The 15,682-nt window shown below is 55.2% G+C and carries 15 protein-coding genes; 10 read left to right on the plus strand and 5 right to left on the minus strand.

Features of this window, described 5'->3' with window-relative positions; translation table 11 throughout:
- Positions 1-166: 166 nt before the first annotated feature.
- From TH4_RS11395 to TH4_RS11425, 7 genes are all read left to right on the plus strand, one after another.
- Complete coding sequence (locus tag TH4_RS11395) at positions 167-1,060, plus strand: LysR substrate-binding domain-containing protein (RefSeq protein WP_064781190.1); 894 nt, start codon at positions 167-169, stop codon at positions 1,058-1,060.
- Positions 1,061-1,221: 161 nt separating this feature from the next.
- Positions 1,222-2,172 carry a sugar-binding transcriptional regulator gene (locus TH4_RS11400; RefSeq protein ID WP_063089203.1) on the plus strand — a complete coding sequence of 317 codons (951 nt, stop codon included), beginning with the start codon at positions 1,222-1,224 and terminating at the stop codon, positions 2,170-2,172.
- Positions 2,173-2,370: 198 nt separating this feature from the next.
- Positions 2,371-3,681 (plus strand): ABC transporter substrate-binding protein, encoded by a 1,311-nt coding sequence (locus TH4_RS11405; RefSeq protein ID WP_040823061.1) that lies wholly within the window; start codon positions 2,371-2,373, stop codon positions 3,679-3,681.
- Positions 3,682-3,845: 164 nt separating this feature from the next.
- Positions 3,846-4,718: a carbohydrate ABC transporter permease gene (locus TH4_RS11410; RefSeq protein WP_064781191.1), complete on the plus strand. Its 873-nt coding sequence runs from the start codon at positions 3,846-3,848 to the stop codon at positions 4,716-4,718.
- A 9-nt stretch (positions 4,719-4,727) separates the two neighbouring features.
- On the plus strand, positions 4,728-5,558 hold the full coding sequence (locus TH4_RS11415; protein WP_008889799.1) for a carbohydrate ABC transporter permease: 831 nt from the start codon (positions 4,728-4,730) through the stop codon (positions 5,556-5,558).
- Positions 5,559-5,597: 39 nt separating this feature from the next.
- Positions 5,598-6,605, plus strand: a complete 1,008-nt coding sequence (locus TH4_RS11420; protein ID WP_063089204.1) for an ABC transporter ATP-binding protein — start codon at positions 5,598-5,600, stop codon at positions 6,603-6,605.
- A gap of 78 nt (positions 6,606-6,683) precedes the next feature.
- The gene (locus tag TH4_RS11425) at positions 6,684-7,454 is read left to right on the plus strand and encodes an SDR family NAD(P)-dependent oxidoreductase (RefSeq protein WP_008889797.1); all 771 of its coding nucleotides are present in this window, start codon (positions 6,684-6,686) and stop codon (positions 7,452-7,454) included.
- Positions 7,455-7,809: 355 nt separating this feature from the next.
- Here the strand turns inward: TH4_RS11425 and TH4_RS11430 are convergent, their stop codons facing one another.
- Entirely contained in the window at positions 7,810-9,054 is a 1,245-nt protein-coding gene (locus tag TH4_RS11430) for a winged helix-turn-helix domain-containing protein (protein WP_064781192.1), read from the minus strand.
- 175 nt (positions 9,055-9,229) lie between these two features.
- Here TH4_RS11430 and TH4_RS11435 point away from each other — a divergent pair, with 175 nt between their 5' ends.
- Together TH4_RS11435 and TH4_RS11440 are read left to right on the plus strand one after the other, a co-directional pair.
- Positions 9,230-11,152, plus strand: coding sequence for an SLC13 family permease (locus tag TH4_RS11435; protein ID WP_064781193.1), 1,923 nt, complete (start codon positions 9,230-9,232; stop codon positions 11,150-11,152).
- Between the two features lie 116 nt (positions 11,153-11,268).
- Positions 11,269-12,048 (plus strand): hypothetical protein, encoded by a 780-nt coding sequence (locus TH4_RS11440; RefSeq protein WP_064781194.1) that lies wholly within the window; start codon positions 11,269-11,271, stop codon positions 12,046-12,048.
- A 69-nt stretch (positions 12,049-12,117) separates the two neighbouring features.
- Here the strand turns inward: TH4_RS11440 and folD are convergent, their stop codons facing one another.
- The 3 genes from folD to TH4_RS11455 are packed head-to-tail and all read right to left on the minus strand — an operon-like array spanning position 12,118 to position 13,680.
- Complete coding sequence (gene folD / locus TH4_RS11445; protein ID WP_064781195.1) at positions 12,118-13,017, minus strand: bifunctional methylenetetrahydrofolate dehydrogenase/methenyltetrahydrofolate cyclohydrolase FolD; 900 nt, start codon at positions 13,015-13,017, stop codon at positions 12,118-12,120.
- The gene (locus TH4_RS11450; protein WP_064781196.1) at positions 13,014-13,346 is read right to left on the minus strand and encodes a DUF167 family protein; all 333 of its coding nucleotides are present in this window, start codon (positions 13,344-13,346) and stop codon (positions 13,014-13,016) included. Before TH4_RS11450 ends, folD begins: the two co-directional genes overlap by 4 nt.
- A 37-nt stretch (positions 13,347-13,383) precedes the next feature.
- Positions 13,384-13,680, minus strand: a complete 297-nt coding sequence (locus TH4_RS11455; RefSeq protein WP_008889791.1) for a YggT family protein — start codon at positions 13,678-13,680, stop codon at positions 13,384-13,386.
- A gap of 278 nt (positions 13,681-13,958) precedes the next feature.
- Between TH4_RS11455 and TH4_RS11460 the strand changes: the two genes are divergently transcribed.
- Positions 13,959-14,561, plus strand: coding sequence for a DNA-3-methyladenine glycosylase I (locus tag TH4_RS11460; protein ID WP_064781197.1), 603 nt, complete (start codon positions 13,959-13,961; stop codon positions 14,559-14,561).
- Here the strand turns inward: TH4_RS11460 and TH4_RS11465 are convergent.
- Positions 14,558-15,607: a LacI family DNA-binding transcriptional regulator gene (locus TH4_RS11465; RefSeq protein WP_064781198.1), complete on the minus strand. Its 1,050-nt coding sequence runs from the start codon at positions 15,605-15,607 to the stop codon at positions 14,558-14,560. The genes TH4_RS11460 and TH4_RS11465 overlap by 4 nt on opposite strands.
- Positions 15,608-15,682 lie beyond the last annotated feature (75 nt).

Here is a 15,682-nt window from a genome sequence, read left to right on the forward strand (position 1 = left end):
GGCCCACTCCCTCGCACGGGCGTGGATAGAGGTCACCCTGCATGTTTCTTCCCTAATTTGATTCTTGTTTGTTTTGCCTTTTCGGCGTTAGGGAAGATTAACAATAGATTTTTTATATTACAGCGAATAATATTTCCGCATAAATTAAGAAAATCTGGTGCAATTTATGGATACTCGACAACTAAAGACATTGGTCGCCGTTTCAGAACAAGGTACCTTTGCCCGCGCTGCCGAAATCGTCCACCTCACGCCATCGGCTGTCAGCCAGCAAATGCAGGCGCTCGAACAGGAAATGGGTGTCAGCCTGTTTAACCGTGACACACGCCCACCGACGCTGAATGCACATGGCCTCCAATTGCTTGAAACCGCGCATTCCGTATTGCGCACTGTTGAAGAAACGCGAAGTGCCCTGCACGGTGAACGCAAAAGCGGAACGCTCAGCATCGGATCGGTGCGCACCAGTACCATCGGGCTTTTGCCAAAAGCCATCGTTTCGCTGCGCTCGACCTATCCCGATTTCCGCATCAATTTGCGTGTCGGTTTGTCGAGTTCCATGATTAGCGATGTTCAGGCCGGGCGCCTGGATATGGCGATCGTTGCCGAACATCTTGGTATTCCGCAAGGTATGGTCTGGCGACCGTTTATTCGCGAACCGCTTATCGTGATCGCCCCTCTTGGCACGCCCGATATGGATGCTCGCGAAATCCTCGAAACACTTCCGTTCGTGCGATTTCGCGCCAATGTTCCGCTGGCCCATCTGATTGATCTGGAACTCTCAAAGATGGGGATCGTTACAACCGACACCGCGGAGATCGATACGATCAGTGCCATTGTCGAATGTGTTGTTGCCGGGCTTGGAGCCACGGTTGTGCCCCACATTGCCGTTCAGGGGCATAATGAAAATCTTCTGATCCGGCCATTTGGTGATCCGCAAGTTTATCGCCAGATAGGGGTTGTACAGCGTATGGCATCAGCAAAGATGGACCTGATGAACCTGTTCCATGACGAGCTTGCAAGCCTTGCCGGTGAATTCGGTGTTCCGCGCGAAACATCAGCATAAGCAGTTCAACGAAAGAAGCCGTTCAAGGTTCTGACATCCCGTAAAACGGTTCGCACTGGTCAGGACCGCCAAAAGGCGCTAGGGAAAAAGAAGACAAATTTTCAAAATCAAAAAATGCCTGTTCGCCTTTTGGCAACGGATCAAAAAGTCCGGGGAATGAGATGGTCAAACGCACCCGCAAGGAAGCGGCCCGCCTCGATGAAGCCGCCCGCGCTGGCTGGCTTTATTACTGTGCTGGCAACACGCAAGATGAAATCGCCCAGAAGCTTGGCGTGTCACGCCCGACCGCACAGCGTCTGGTGTCTGCAGCCGTCAGTGAGGGGCTGGTAAAGGTTCGCCTTGATCACCCGATTGCGCGTTGCATGGAACTGGGCAAGGCGATCTGCGAGACCTATGGCATTGCCGGTTGTGATGTGGTGCCAACCGATCCGGCGGCACCCGATGCGATGTTTGGCATGGCGCAGGCCGCGGCAAACTATCTCGAACGTGCGCTGCATTCCACCGAGCCAAAGATCATTGCGCTTGGTACCGGGCGCGCCATGCGCGCCATGGTCGATGAAATCGGGCGTATTGATGCCTATCATCACAAGATCGTCTCCCTTGTAGGCACCATCGCCCATGACGGGGCGGCGAGTTTCTATGACGCGGTGACCGATCTTGCCGACCGCACCCGTGCGCCGCATTACCCGTTACCCATCCCGGTGATCATTGCCGATCCGCAGATGCGCGAACGCATGCAGCAACAGCCCCCGATGGACAATATCCTCAAACTCGCGCGCGAAGCTGACATCCGCTTTATCGGGGTCGGGCATCTGGGCGATGACGCACCGCTGCATATTGACGGCTTTATCTCGAAAGATGAGCTGGTGTCGCTGCGCGAAAGTGGCGGCATCGGCGAAGTGATCAGTTGGTCCTTTGATCAGGACGGCAATATCCTCGATCATCCGGTCAATCACTGTGTCACCAGCGCTCCGGCTGTCCAGCCAGCAACCAACACCATTGCGGTCGCCAAGGGTGCGAAAAAGGTTGCCGCGATTCGCGGTGCAATGCGTGGCCAATTGATTTCAACGCTGATTACCGACGAAGCCACTGCGGAAAGTTTGCTGCGCTAGCACGCGGCATTTTTCACCCACACAGCAATTAGTTCTGCGCCCTGCCCCCCATGTCGGCAGGGCGTTTCTTTGTGCGCCGCAAAAACGATTTTGTTTGACAAGCAATGGTGAAATTGAGTGAATGCTCACTACCTGAACAAATGATCAATGTGGGCAACCGAAGTTGCTCAGCGGGTAAATAGTCCTTTGGGAGGAAATATGAAACGCGTAATGGGAGTAGCGCTTTGTGCGCTGCTGGCAGGCGGTGTTGCACACGCCAATGCCGAAACGAAACTGACCATCGCTACCGTCAACAACGGTGACATGATCCGCATGCAGAAGCTGACGGATGATTTCACCTCCAAGAATCCTGACATTTCCCTTGAGTGGGTCACGCTCGAGGAAAACACCCTGCGTCAGCGCGTTACCACTGACATCGCCACCAAAGGCGGTCAGTATGACGTCATGACCATTGGTACCTACGAAGTGCCGATCTGGGCTGAAAAAGGCTGGCTCGCACCGCTCGATAATCTTGGCTCCGACTATGACGTCGATGACCTGATGCCTGCCATCCGCTCTGCCGTTTCCAACGATGGTCAGCTTTATGCTGCACCGTTCTACGGCGAAAGCTCGATGATGATGTACCGCACCGACCTGTTCGAAGCTGCCGGTATTGAAATCAACGGTCGCCTGACCTGGGACCAGACCCTTGAAATCGCCAAGAAGCTCCACAAGCCTGACGAAGGTGTCTATGGCATCTGCCTGCGTGGCAAGGCCGGTTGGGGTGAAAACATGGCGCTGATCACCACCATGGGCAATGCCTTTGGTGCACGCCTGTTCGACGAGAACTGGAACCCGACCTTCGACAGTGCCGAGTGGAAAAATGCCCTCGACATGTACACCAACGTCCTTGGTAACTACGGTCCTCCCGGTGCGACCTCGAACGGCTTTAACGAAAACCTTTCGCTGTTCAACTCCGGCAAGTGCGGCATGTGGATTGACGCCACCGTTGCTGCATCCTTCGTGACCAACCCCAAAGAATCCAAAGTTGCAGACAAGGTCGGCTTCACCGAAGCTCCGTGCGCTGTAACCTGCACCGGCGCCAACTGGCTCTGGGCTTGGAACCTTGGCATTCCGATGGGTTCCCAGAAAGTAGAAGCTGCTCAGAAGTTCATCTCCTGGGCGACCTCGAAAGCCTATCTGGAACTGGTTGCCTCCAAAGAAGGTTGGGCAAACGTACCGCCGGGCACCCGTATGTCGCTTTATCAGAACCCGAAATATCTTGAAGCGGCACCGTTCGCAGACGAGACCCTTCTGGCGATCGATAGCGCAGACCCGATCAACTCGACCCTGGAACCGAAGCCGTATGTTGGCGTTCAGTTCGCTGCAATCCCTGAATTCCAGGGTATCGGCACCACGGTCGGTCAGCAGTTCTCCGCAGCCCTTGCAGGTCAGATGAGTGTTGAAGAGGCCCTTTCGGCCGCTCAGTCCAGCACCGATCGCACCATGCGCAAGGCTGGTTACTACTGATACACTACCCAGACCGGACTTCCGTCCTTGATGCGATGTCCGGTCTGAACCTCCTTGACCTGAGAGAAACTTGGGTGGTGGTTGCAAAACACACCACCCTTTTTTTCCCTTAAAGACTAGGCTCAGGGCCTAAGGATCGAAACGACAATTTCGGGGAGCACATCATGTCGACACGGGCCTCGACCCTTACCGGGCGTATCATGTCCGCACCGTCGATCATCGTCCTGTTCTTGTGGATGGCCGTCCCGCTGGGCATGACGATTTACTTCTCCTTCCTGCGCTACAACCTGTTGTCGCCGGGAACGGAAGAGTGGATCGGTACACTTAACTACGAATTCTTCCTGACAGATCCGGCGTTCTTCGCGTCCCTTACCAACACCCTTTTGCTGGTCGGGTCTGTTCTGGTCATCACGGTGGTGGGTGGCATCCTTCTGGGTCTGATGCTTGATCAGCCGATCTTCGGGCGCGGTGTCTTGCGCCTTCTGGTGATTGCACCATTCTTCATCATGCCGACCGTGAATGCGCTGGTCTGGAAGAACCTTTTGATGGATCCGGTGTCAGGCATGTTTGCCTGGATCGCCAGCCTGTTCGGGTTGCCCGCGATTGACTGGTTCACCAATGCACCGCTGACCTCGATCATCATCATGGTGTCCTGGCAATGGTTGCCCTTTGCCGTTTTGATCCTGCTGACTGCCCTGCAATCGCTTGACCGCGATCAAAAAGAAGCCGCCCAGATGGACGGTGCCGGTCCGGTCGCGATCTTCTTTTATATCACCCTGCCGCACCTTAGCCGTGCGATCACGGTGGTTGTTCTGATCGAAACCATCTTCCTGCTTACCGTCTTTGCCGAGATCTTCGTCACCACTGGTGGTGGCCCGGGCCTGGCAACGACCAACATCGCCTTCCTCGTTTATACGCAGGCGCTGTTGCAGTTCGATGTTGGTGGCGCATCTGCCGGCGGCATTGTCGCGGTCATTCTGGCCAATATCGTGGCGATCTTCCTGATCCGCCTCATCGGCAAGAACCTGGACAAATAGGGGCACGACATGGAAAGCAAACAAACACCCCTTGGCTATGTCAGCTTCTCGGTCTTCGCGTGGATCGTGGGTCTTCTGATCTTCTTCCCGATCTTCTGGATGGTGCTGACCAGCTTCAAGACCGAACTCGAAGCGGTGTCCATCCCGCCGAGCTTCATCTCGTTCGACTGGACGCTTGAAAACTATGCCGAGGTCCAGCAACGCTCGAACTATTTCAAGTTCGCCATGAACTCGGTGATCCTCGCGGTCGGTTCCACCCTGGTCGGTCTGGTCTTTGCCGTGACCTGCGCATGGGCAATGGCCTTTAACCCGACCAAGCGGACCAAGGACGCCCTTCTGTGGATGCTGTCGACCAAGATGATGCCGCCGGTCGGCGTTCTGGTCCCGATCTATCTTGTGTTCCGCGATTGGGGACTGCTCGATACCCGCTTTGGTCTGATCATGGTTCTGTTCTTGATGAACCTGCCGATCATGGTCTGGATGCTCTACACCTACTTTAAGGAAATCCCGACCGACATCCTCGAAGCGGCCCGCATGGATGGCGCAACCCTGCCCAAGGAAATCATCTTTGTGCTGTTGCCCATGGCGGTTCCCGGCATCGCATCGACCATGCTGCTCAACATCATTCTGGCATGGAACGAAGCCTTCTGGACGCTCAACCTGACAACGTCCGATGCAGCCCCGCTGACGGCTTTCATCGCCTCCTATTCAAGCCCCGAGGGCCTGTTCTGGGCGAAGCTTTCAGCCGCATCGACGCTCGCGGTTGCCCCAATTCTCGTGATTGGCTGGTTCTCTCAGAAACAGCTGGTTCGTGGTCTGACATTCGGCGCGGTCAAGTAACCGCAGCCTGATAGCAATCTGGAAAGAAGGAACACCAAAATGGGTGCTATCCGACTGGAAAAAGTCAAGAAAACCTTCGGCACACTCGATGTTATTCCCGGTGTCGATCTTGATATCAATGACGGTGAATTCGTGGTTTTCGTCGGTCCGTCGGGCTGTGGCAAATCAACGCTTCTGCGACTGATTGCAGGCCTTGAAGACGTCACCGATGGCAAAATCCTGATCAACGGAACCGATGTCGCCAACGAGGCCCCGGCCAAACGCGGCCTGTCCATGGTCTTTCAGTCCTATGCGCTGTATCCGCATATGACCGTCTATAACAACATTGCGTTTGGCCTGAAAATGGCAGGTGAAAGCAAGGAAGTTATCGAAGAGAAAGTCCAGTCTGCGGCCAAGATCCTGAACCTGACCGACTATCTTGAACGTCGCCCGGGCGCACTATCGGGTGGTCAACGTCAACGTGTTGCCATTGGCCGCGCGATTGTCCGTAACCCGGCGGCCTTCCTGTTTGACGAACCGCTTTCCAACCTTGATGCGGCGCTGCGTGTGAACATGCGGCTCGAAATCACCGGTCTGCATCAGGAACTGAAAACCACCATGATCTACGTGACCCACGATCAGGTCGAAGCCATGACCATGGCCGACAAGATCGTGGTCCTTCAGGCGGGCCGTGTTGAACAGGTCGGCAAGCCGATGGAACTTTACAACAACCCGACAAACAAGTTTGTCGCAGGCTTTATCGGGTCACCGAAAATGAACTTCCTGGGCGGGGAGCTTGCCAAAAAATACGATTGCCACGAAATCGGCATTCGCCCGGAACACTTCGCGGTCAGCACCGAAAAGGGTGAAATTCCGGCAACCGTCAAGATCGCCGAACACCTTGGTGCCGAAACATATCTTCATGTCGAAGCCGACGGTCTCGGTCCGATGACGGTCCGTGCCACCGGGGAAATCCCGCTTGGCGAACATGACAAGATTTTCCTGACCCCGGAACAGGATCGCATCCATCGCTTTGATGCCCAAGGGCTGGCGCTGGCCAAATCCTGATACGTGCAAAAACCGGATCGCGATGTCCCACAAACATTGCGATCCCGTCTTACCAACCAAGCCACTTGTGAGTCCAAAATGTATCTGAAAAAGTTCGATCTTACCGGCCGTCGGGCCTATGTCACTGGCGGCGGTCGTGCCATCGGCCTGTCCTGCTGCGAAGCTCTGGCAGAGGCCGGCGCCCATGTCATCATCGGTGACATCAGCGAAGGTGTTGCCGAAGAAGGCCGCGATTACCTGAAATCCAAAGGTTACTCGGCTGATATCGACATCATGGATGTCACCAACACCGATCAGGTCCGTGCAAGTGCCGAAAAGATGGCCAAGCAGGGCGGCGTTGATATCCTGGTCAACAATGCCGGTATCGCACGTTCGGAAACCCCGGCAGAAACCGTCACCGACGAACATTGGCTCAATGTCATTGACGTCAACCTGAACGGCACCTTCTGGTGCTGCCGTGAATTCGGCAAGCAGATGCTTGAAAAGAAAAACGGCGTCATCGTCAATGTCGGTTCCATGTCTGGCTTCATCGTCAACAAGCCGCAGGAACAGGCCTATTACAATGCCTCCAAGGCAGCGGTCCATCACCTGACCAAGTCGCTGGCGGCCGAATGGGGCAACCGTGGCGTGCGCGTCAATGCCGTCGCACCGACCTATATCGCAACCCCGCTCAATGAATTCGTAAAATCCAAGCCGGAAATGTATGACGCATGGATCAACGGCACCCCGATGGCCCGTCTTGGCCTGACCGAAGAAATCGGATCGGTTGTTCTGTTCCTCGCATCTGATGCTTCCAGCCTGATGACCGGGTCCATCGTTCTGGCAGATGGGGGTTACACCTGCTGGTAAGGCCAGGTGAAACAATATGACCACATTGTCCTGAAGCTTTTGTGGTCAGCCAGTTCGACGGATAAACGGGGCGCGGATGTGGGACCTGCGCCCCGTTTACCTTATGGGTACACTGGATAGGGTCAGCAGCCATTAATTTGATTTGAATGGCAGACGTTAAATTTGCGAAATCCAAGGAAAAGTCCGCCGAGCGGGTTGGTATCCCGCGCAAGGATTTTGACGCAGGAGTTTGCAAATTTAACGCCTGTCCTAAGGATTAAACGGATTTGCACGGGCTACTTTGTCGCAAAACCTTGAAAGATGCATATCTTCCTGCGGCTTTGCTCCGCGTATCCACACAAATCTGTTTAACCATTTAAACCAAATTAATGGGTGCTGACCCTATATACTTTGAAAAGTCATTGGCGGGCATCACCTCGACCCCGCCCAGTCCCAGAAAGACCGCCAGCCGTTGCAGGTTTTCCATCAACGGCCCGGCAACATCGGCGGCCCTCACATGGTCTTCAAGATGCGCACTCTGCACTCTGAGCAACCCGGCCTGCCGATCTGATTTCAAATCCACCCGGGCAACAAACTCGCCATTTAACATGAATGGCAAAACGTAATAGCCGTATTGGCGTTTCTCGGCCGGAACATAAATCTCGATCCGGTAGTTGAAGCCAAAAATCCGCTCCACCCGATCACGTTCCCACATCACCGGATCAAACGGCACCATCAGGCATGTCGGCTTGGCACGTGACCGCGGATTAACCTTCGGGCACAGATAACCCGGCTGTTTCCAGCCTTCGACGTCGGCCTGCACCAACCGGCCCTCCTCGACCAGTCGCGCCAGACAGGCCTTGGTTTCATCGGTTGGCAGACGGAAATATTTGCGCAAATCAATCTCGGCGGCGACCCCCATGGCAGCAATCCCCTGACAGATCAGATCGCACATCGCATCCTGTCGATCCCGGTCGGGTTCGTGTGCTGCGTCGCCAATGATCCGATGCGGCAAATCATATTCGCGCTCAAAACTGCTGCGCCGTTTGCGCGCCATCACCTGTCCGCTCCAGAACAGGTATTCCATCGCGGTTTTGGTATTCGACCAGCCCCACCATTTCTCGCTGCTGCGCCCCTCGGTCTCAAGGGAACTGGCCGCGACCGCGCCCTCTTGGTCAATATGGCGCAGGATGTTGTCAATCAGATCGGGTTGTTCGCGCTGAACCCGCGCGATCCGTCCCCACGTCCCCATGCCCCGTTCGGCATCTCGCATCCGCCAACGATAAAGCGGATAATCCTCAACCGGGATCATCGATGCTTCATGGCCCCAATATTCAAAAAGCTTGCGCTGGCGCGCCGTTCCCCAGACCATTTCATCAAGCATCTTCGGGTCATAAACGCCCAACCGCGAGAAGATCGGCATGTAATGCGCCCGTGTCAGGACATTGACACTATCGACCTGCAACATATTGGTCGCGCGGATGGTTTTAAGGATCTGGCGCTTGGTCACATCCCAGTCAGGATTGGCGGCAAAGCCCTGCCCGACAAGTGCCAGATTACGCGCCTGTTTGGCAGATATCGAAACGGTCGGGGACGGGGTGGCAGCACTGTCAATCGGCATCAGGACACACTTGGAAAATCGAATAAAAACAGGTGCATGCTAACACAGGCTCCTGACAATTCTGGCAGGATGATTTTGCCGTCGTTCGTACGGACGAACTTGACCACGCATCACCGCCCTCATAGGCTTCAATCCTGATCGCGACAAAAGCGCCCCAACAAACAGGACAGCCCGAATGACCACCCCGCAAATCATGATTCTGGCCGTGCTGCTTGGCACCGTCGTGCTGTTTTTATGGGGGCGCTGGCGCCATGATATGGTGGCGATGGCATCCCTTCTGGTCTGTGTGGTTCTGGGGTTGGTTCCGACCGACGGTGCCTTTGTCGGATTTGGCCATCCCGCTGTGATCACGGTCGCCTGTATCCTGATCTTGTCTTCCGCCCTGCAAAGGTCAGGGGCGGTTGATACCCTGTCGCGCACCGTTCTGCCGCAATCGGCCGGGCCGTTTGTCACCATGGCAGCGCTCAGTCTTCTGGCCGCCATCCTCTCAGCCTTCATGAACAATGTCGGGGCACTGGCCCTTTTGATGCCGATTGCGCTTCAGATCGCCAACAAACAGGACCTGCCACCGGGCAAAATCCTGATGCCGCTTGCCTTTGGCTCAATCCTTGGCGGCATGACGACGCTTATCGGCACGCCCCCCAACCTGATCGTTTCGGGCTTTCGGGCCGAGGTAAACGGGGCAGGCTTTTCGATGTTTGATTACAGCCCGGTCGGCGTTGCCATCGCCCTTGCCGGACTGCTATTTGTCATTCTGCTGGGCCGCTTTCTGGTGCCGACCCGCCAACGCGCCGGGGCAGAAGGGTTCGAGACCGGATCCTATTTGACCGAGGCCCGCATCACCGAGGGCAGCAAGGCCATCGGCATGTTCATGCGCGACATCAATGACGAGCTTGAAAAGTCGGACGCGCAGGTGATCGGCCTGATCCGCAACGAACGCCGCATTCCGGCACCAAGCCCCTATCGCGAACTGCAACAAGACGACATTCTGCTGATCGAAGCCGAACCCGAAGGACTGGCAAGTGCCCTGTCTGGTCTTGAACTGACCCTTGAAGCCGAACTCCGCAGCGAAGAAGCCAACGCCGAACAAAAGGAAGAAGCCAAGGAACAGGTCCGCGCGCAAAAGGCGCAAAAGGCAGCCGAAAAATCCGGCGACGCACCAAAGGCTGACGCCGAAAAGGAAGACGCCTCCAAATCGGACAAGAAGGAGTCTGATACAAAGAAAGGAGCCCTTCAGTCCGACGATATCTCCCTGATCGAGGTCGTGGTCCTGCCAAACGCCTCCTTCATCGGGCGATCTGCGGCCGATATCCGCATTCGCAGCCGCTATGGCATCAACTTGCTGGCCCTGTCTCGTCAGGGACACCGTTCGATGTCACGCTTGCGCACCATGAAAATGCAGGCCGGGGACGTGCTTTTGATGCAAGGCACGCCTGCGGCCATTAACGAATTTGGCAATCGCCTGGGCTGCGCGCCGCTGGCCGAACGGTCGCTCAACTTGGGCGACAAGACACAGGCCCTTAAGGCCACCGCCATCATGGCCGTTGCGATTGCGCTTGCGGCCTTTGGCATCCTGCCTGCCGCCATTTCGTTCGCACTTGGCGTGCTTGCCACTTTGCTGGTGGGTGTGGTCTCGCCGCGCACACTTTATGACGCGGTCGACTGGCCGGTGGTGGTGTTGCTGGCCGCCCTGATCCCGGTCGCCAACGCCATGGAAAGTACCGGCAGTGCCGATCTGATTGCGCGCTTCCTGCTCGATACCGTCGCACAAAGAAGCGCGCCAGTTGCCCTTGCCCTGATCCTTATTGTCACCATGACGCTCTCGGATTTCATGAACAATGCCGCCACCGCCGCCGTCATGTGCCCGATTGCGATTGGCAGTGCCGCCCAACTCGATGCCAGCTCCGACCCGTTCCTGATGGCGGTTGCCATCGGCGCATCCTGCGCCTTCCTCACCCCCATCGGCCATCAGAACAACACCCTCATCCTCGGCCCCGGCGGCTTCCGCTTCAGCGACTACTGGCGCCTCGGCCTGCCGATTGAAATCATCGTTGTCGCTGTTGGGGTGCCGATGCTGCTGTGGGTCTGGCCGCTTTAGCAATCACGGCAGCAAATAAACCACAGGAAAACGCTGTCGAAAATATTTCCTACCAAAACTTATTCCATATAAGGTTGTATTAGATAAACACTCTATAGCCTTTGAGGTTAAGTTGCATGTCAAAGCCGGACTCACTACGCTTAACAGTCGAAATCAAGAACAAACGCCCAGTCCAGTTGCTTGAATTAACTGCATCTTTTTCCGCGTATGCAGAAGAGTACCAACGATTTGCGCAGTCAGCAGGCCACGATACCGCGGGCGAGAATGTACAGCTATATGTTCAGGAAATACGAACAGGTAGCATAATCGCCGACTTCATAAGTCTTGCAGAACAAGCATCAATAATTCTGGAGCATCGAGAAGTTTTAGCTGGCTTTGCCTCTCATCTTAGTGAAATCGCACACCACTATCTAGGCAACAAAAAGATTGAAAATTTCTCCGCTTCAAAACCGCAATTAAAAAACTATCTGAATATTTTCAAGCCCATCGCGAAAGACACAGGCTCCCAAATAAACAACATCGTTCAAGACGGTGGTGTAGTTATTCAACAGTTCAATATAACATCATCTGAAGCAGAGAAGCTGGTCAGAGCCGTTTCATATGATCTCGTTAAAAAGCCAATAGAAGACGAGCAGCGGTTTACCGATGAGGCCCTCACTGTTTACCAAGCACGAGATAATTCTGACTCCGGCAACATGGGCCGTATTGATCGTTTTTCGAGAAAGGCCCTAAAACTTCTGTTTGCTAACGACGAAGTACGTAACGAGGTTATGGAAACAGAAGAAAACGTTTTTCATCTCATCTTTATAGTGGATGGAAAGGTAATAATGTCGGAAAACACCCCAGTCGCTTACCATATTTCAAACGTTGTTGATGCTTTCGTCAAGCCGGAGTAGCTTGCAAAAATACCACGAAAAAAGGGCAGCCGATGGCTGCCCTTTTGAGTTTCAATTTGCTCACGTGGCTTAGCTGTCAAAACCAAGGTTCGGCACTTCAAGGCCATTGGCACGACAAGCCGAAATCAGGGTGTTGTTCAGAAGACACGCAATGGTCATCGGGCCGACACCGCCCGGAACCGGGGTGATGGCACCGGCGACTTTGGATGCGGTTTCAAACTCGACATCGCCGACCAGCTTCATTTTGCCTTCAGCACCTTCAACGCGGTTGATGCCAACATCAATCACGGTGGCACCCGGGGCGATCCAGTCACCCTTGATCATGTTCGGGCGGCCAACAGCGGCAACGACGATATCGGCACGGCGGACTTCCTCAGGCAGGTCGCGGGTACGCGAATGCGCGATGGTGACCGTGCAGCTTTCCTTGAGTAAAAGCTGCGCCATCGGCTTGCCAACGATGTTTGAACGGCCCACCACGACGGCACGTTTGCCCGACAGATCCCCAAGGGTGTCTTTGAGCAACATCAGGCAGCCATACGGCGTGCAAGGCGCGAAACCTTCGCCGCCCGTCGCCAGTGCGCCAGCATTTACAACGTGGAAGCCGTCAACATCCTTGGCCGGGTCAATGGCGGCCAGAATGGCCTGTTCGTTGATGTGCTTGGGCACTGGAAGCTGACACAGGATGCCATGAACATTTTCATCGGCATTCAGCTTGGCGATCAGGGCAAGAAGGTCTGCCTCGCTGGTTTCCGCCGGGAGCTTGTGCTCATAGGAATTCATGCCGCATTCAAGGGTCTGTTTGCCCTTGTTGCGGACATAGACCTGACTGGCGGGGTCTTCGCCGACCAGAATGACGGCCAGACCCGGTGTTACGCCATGTTCGGATTTAAGTTTCGACACTTCGGCTGTGATGTCGGTGCGCAGTTTGGCTGCGAATGCCTTGCCGTCGATGATTTTCGCGTCACTCATATGTCTGTCCGCCCCGTGAGTTGGGATATTTTCGCCATCAGCTCTTCGGGATTTCCGTCGATCAGCAGCGTTTTGGTGCGATCAGTTTGCCCGGAAACAATCCTGACCGACGATTTAGGACATTTGGCCGCTTTTGCCAAAAGTTTTATCAGCGCCTGATTGGCCTTGCCGTTTTCCGGCACGGCCGTCACCGACACCTTAAGCCACTGCTGCCCGTCAGCGTCGGCCACCACATCGCCAATCGCGTTCCGCGATGCCTTTGGTGTTAACCGAACAAACAGCCGAACCCCTGATGGCTCGGACCGTAACACGGGCGAGTGATCAGACATTGTCTAAATGAGACATTTTACTAGGCGAAATGAGACATCAATAGCCGACAAGCGCCATCCGGACATCGGTCTGGATCAGCATGTTGGCGAACTGCAAAATCAGGATCAGGATGATCGGCGAAATATCAATGCCGCCAAGATCGGGCATGATCCGCCGGATCGGGCGCAATACCGGTTCGGTAACCCGATACAGGAAATCACCAACCAAATAAACAAACCGGTTGCTGGTATTGATCACGTTGAACGCCACAAGCCATGACAGGATTGCAGATGCAATCAGCATGAAAATGTAGATTCCCACCACAGTGTCAATAAGCCAAAAAATCGCCAGCATCGCCGCTCCTTACAATCGCCGGGCGCACGGATGCTTTGGGCCCGGAAAGATGTTTGCACGCAGCAAAACCTAGTCGGCAATTGCCCCCAACGCAAGCACACAGCGTTGATTTTGCCGCAAATGAGGGGAAGTTTTCATCGCTTTGTGATCATGCTCACCAACCGGCTTGCCAAAACCCTTGCCAGAAACTGTCAGGAGATGTCAGGCGCACCCCGATTACAGCTTGCGGGTTCGCGTGCTCCACGGCCAGAATGCGCACGCCACAAGGAGGATTTAGCATGCAGAACCAAGATCACCTGCGCCACCAGCACCACCCGCGCTGCGGCTGGGCCCTGAGCCATGCCGACAAGCCGTTCTATGTCGATTATCACGACACGGAATGGGGTGTGCCGGTGCATGATGACCGACATTTCTTTGAAATGCTGATCCTTGAAGGGGCGCAGGCGGGCCTGAGTTGGCTGACCATTCTGGCACGGCGCGATACCTATCGCGCGGCTTATGACAATTTCGATGTGAACAAGGTCGCGGCCTATGACGCGGCCAAGCAGGAAGCCCTTCTGGCCGATCCCGGGATTATTCGAAATAAATTAAAAGTCGCGGCGTCTATTCAAAATGCGCAAACATTCATCGCCATCCAAAAAGAGTTCGGAAGCTTCGATTCCTACATCTGGTCATTTGTAGGAGGAATGCCTGTGATCAATCATTGGAAGAAGATGTCAGACGTACCGGTTTCGACCGACCTCAGTGACAAAATCTCCAAAGATCTGAAAAAACGCGGCATGAAATTTGTCGGCACCACGATCATCTATTCCTTCCTGCAGGCCACCGGTATCGTGATGGACCACACCAAGGATTGTTATCGCTATGCCGAGCTCTCCTAGTTCGGGGCCTGAGTAGAACCGCGCAGCAACAGGCTGGTTTGAAGAGTGATGGTTTTGCCCGGTTCATCGGACAGCGCCATTTCGGCAGCAAGCCTTCCTTTTTCCACCGAATCCTGATGCATGGTGGTGAGTGGCGGGTCGGTGCGTTCGCCAGCGACAATACCATCAATGCCAATGACCTTGAGATCGCCCGGCACGTTGCGCCCGATAGCACGCGCAGCGTCAATTGCGCCGATGGCAATCACGTCCGACATGGCGAGAATGCCGTTGATTTCGGGATGGTTTGACAGAAGCTCTGTCGTCATTTGCGCGCTTTGTTCGGACTGGTTGTCGCATTCGATATGCACAACATCACTTGCGGCAATTCCGGCGGCCTCAAGCGCCGCGTGATAGCCCGCCAGCCGTTCGCGCACCACCCGGTGGCTGGCCGCGCCCAGTCGGTTGGGGCTCATCGGGCCGAAATGATCGTGCTCGGTTGCCTGAAGCGACAAAATGGCGAATTTCGTGGCGCCGCAATCAAGTAAATGCTGGGCCGCATTTTTCGCCGCCGAGAAGTCATCGAGCACCACTGTGCCCGCCGCCCCGGCAATGTCGGTATCAATACTGATCAGTGGCTGATTGCGACGCTGGATGGCCGCGATGATGTCGTTATTATCGGAATAGCAATGCACTAGAAAGGCATCGACCGCAGCATTATTGACCGCCGCAATCGCCTGTTCGGGGTTTTCCGCCGAAATGATCATGACATTGACCCCATGGCGCGCGCATTCGCGCCCGATCCCGCGCAGCAATTCAATCGCCACCGGATCGGTAAAGGCATATTCAAGATTGTCAGGGAAAACGACACCCAGCGCGCCTGCCTTACCGGTGCGCAGCATGCGCGCCATCACATGCGGCCCGCGATAGCCCAGTTCGCGCGCGGCTTCGAAGATGCGTTCGCGGACTTCCGGGCGGACCAGATCAGGCTTGCCAAACGCATTGGAGGCTGTCCCTTGCGAAACCCCGGCCGCCTTGGCGACATCCAGAAGTTTTACGCGTTTTGCCATGCGTGCCTTATCCCCGAAGCTGTCGTGTGTGATCTTTACCCAGTTGAATTGCCGACACTATAGCCAGAACCAGCA

Origin of the sequence: Thalassospira tepidiphila MCCC 1A03514 (assembly GCF_001662875.1) — a bacterium.
Taxonomy (GTDB): Bacteria; Pseudomonadota; Alphaproteobacteria; order Rhodospirillales; family Thalassospiraceae; genus Thalassospira; species Thalassospira tepidiphila.

Coding starts and splice junctions, on each gene's coding strand:
- TH4_RS11395 (WP_064781190.1), top strand. CDS start 167: ATGGATACTCGACAACTAAAGACATTGGTCGCCGTTTCAGAACAAGGT.
- TH4_RS11400 (WP_063089203.1), top strand. CDS start 1,222: ATGGTCAAACGCACCCGCAAGGAAGCGGCCCGCCTCGATGAAGCCGCC.
- TH4_RS11405 (WP_040823061.1), top strand. CDS start 2,371: ATGAAACGCGTAATGGGAGTAGCGCTTTGTGCGCTGCTGGCAGGCGGT.
- TH4_RS11410 (WP_064781191.1), top strand. CDS start 3,846: ATGTCGACACGGGCCTCGACCCTTACCGGGCGTATCATGTCCGCACCG.
- TH4_RS11415 (WP_008889799.1), top strand. CDS start 4,728: ATGGAAAGCAAACAAACACCCCTTGGCTATGTCAGCTTCTCGGTCTTC.
- TH4_RS11420 (WP_063089204.1), top strand. CDS start 5,598: ATGGGTGCTATCCGACTGGAAAAAGTCAAGAAAACCTTCGGCACACTC.
- TH4_RS11425 (WP_008889797.1), top strand. CDS start 6,684: ATGTATCTGAAAAAGTTCGATCTTACCGGCCGTCGGGCCTATGTCACT.
- TH4_RS11430 (WP_064781192.1), bottom strand. CDS start 9,054: ATGCCGATTGACAGTGCTGCCACCCCGTCCCCGACCGTTTCGATATCT.
- TH4_RS11435 (WP_064781193.1), top strand. CDS start 9,230: ATGACCACCCCGCAAATCATGATTCTGGCCGTGCTGCTTGGCACCGTC.
- TH4_RS11440 (WP_064781194.1), top strand. CDS start 11,269: ATGTCAAAGCCGGACTCACTACGCTTAACAGTCGAAATCAAGAACAAA.
- folD (WP_064781195.1), bottom strand. CDS start 13,017: ATGAGTGACGCGAAAATCATCGACGGCAAGGCATTCGCAGCCAAACTG.
- TH4_RS11450 (WP_064781196.1), bottom strand. CDS start 13,346: ATGTCTGATCACTCGCCCGTGTTACGGTCCGAGCCATCAGGGGTTCGG.
- TH4_RS11455 (WP_008889791.1), bottom strand. CDS start 13,680: ATGCTGGCGATTTTTTGGCTTATTGACACTGTGGTGGGAATCTACATT.
- TH4_RS11460 (WP_064781197.1), top strand. CDS start 13,959: ATGCAGAACCAAGATCACCTGCGCCACCAGCACCACCCGCGCTGCGGC.
- TH4_RS11465 (WP_064781198.1), bottom strand. CDS start 15,607: ATGGCAAAACGCGTAAAACTTCTGGATGTCGCCAAGGCGGCCGGGGTT.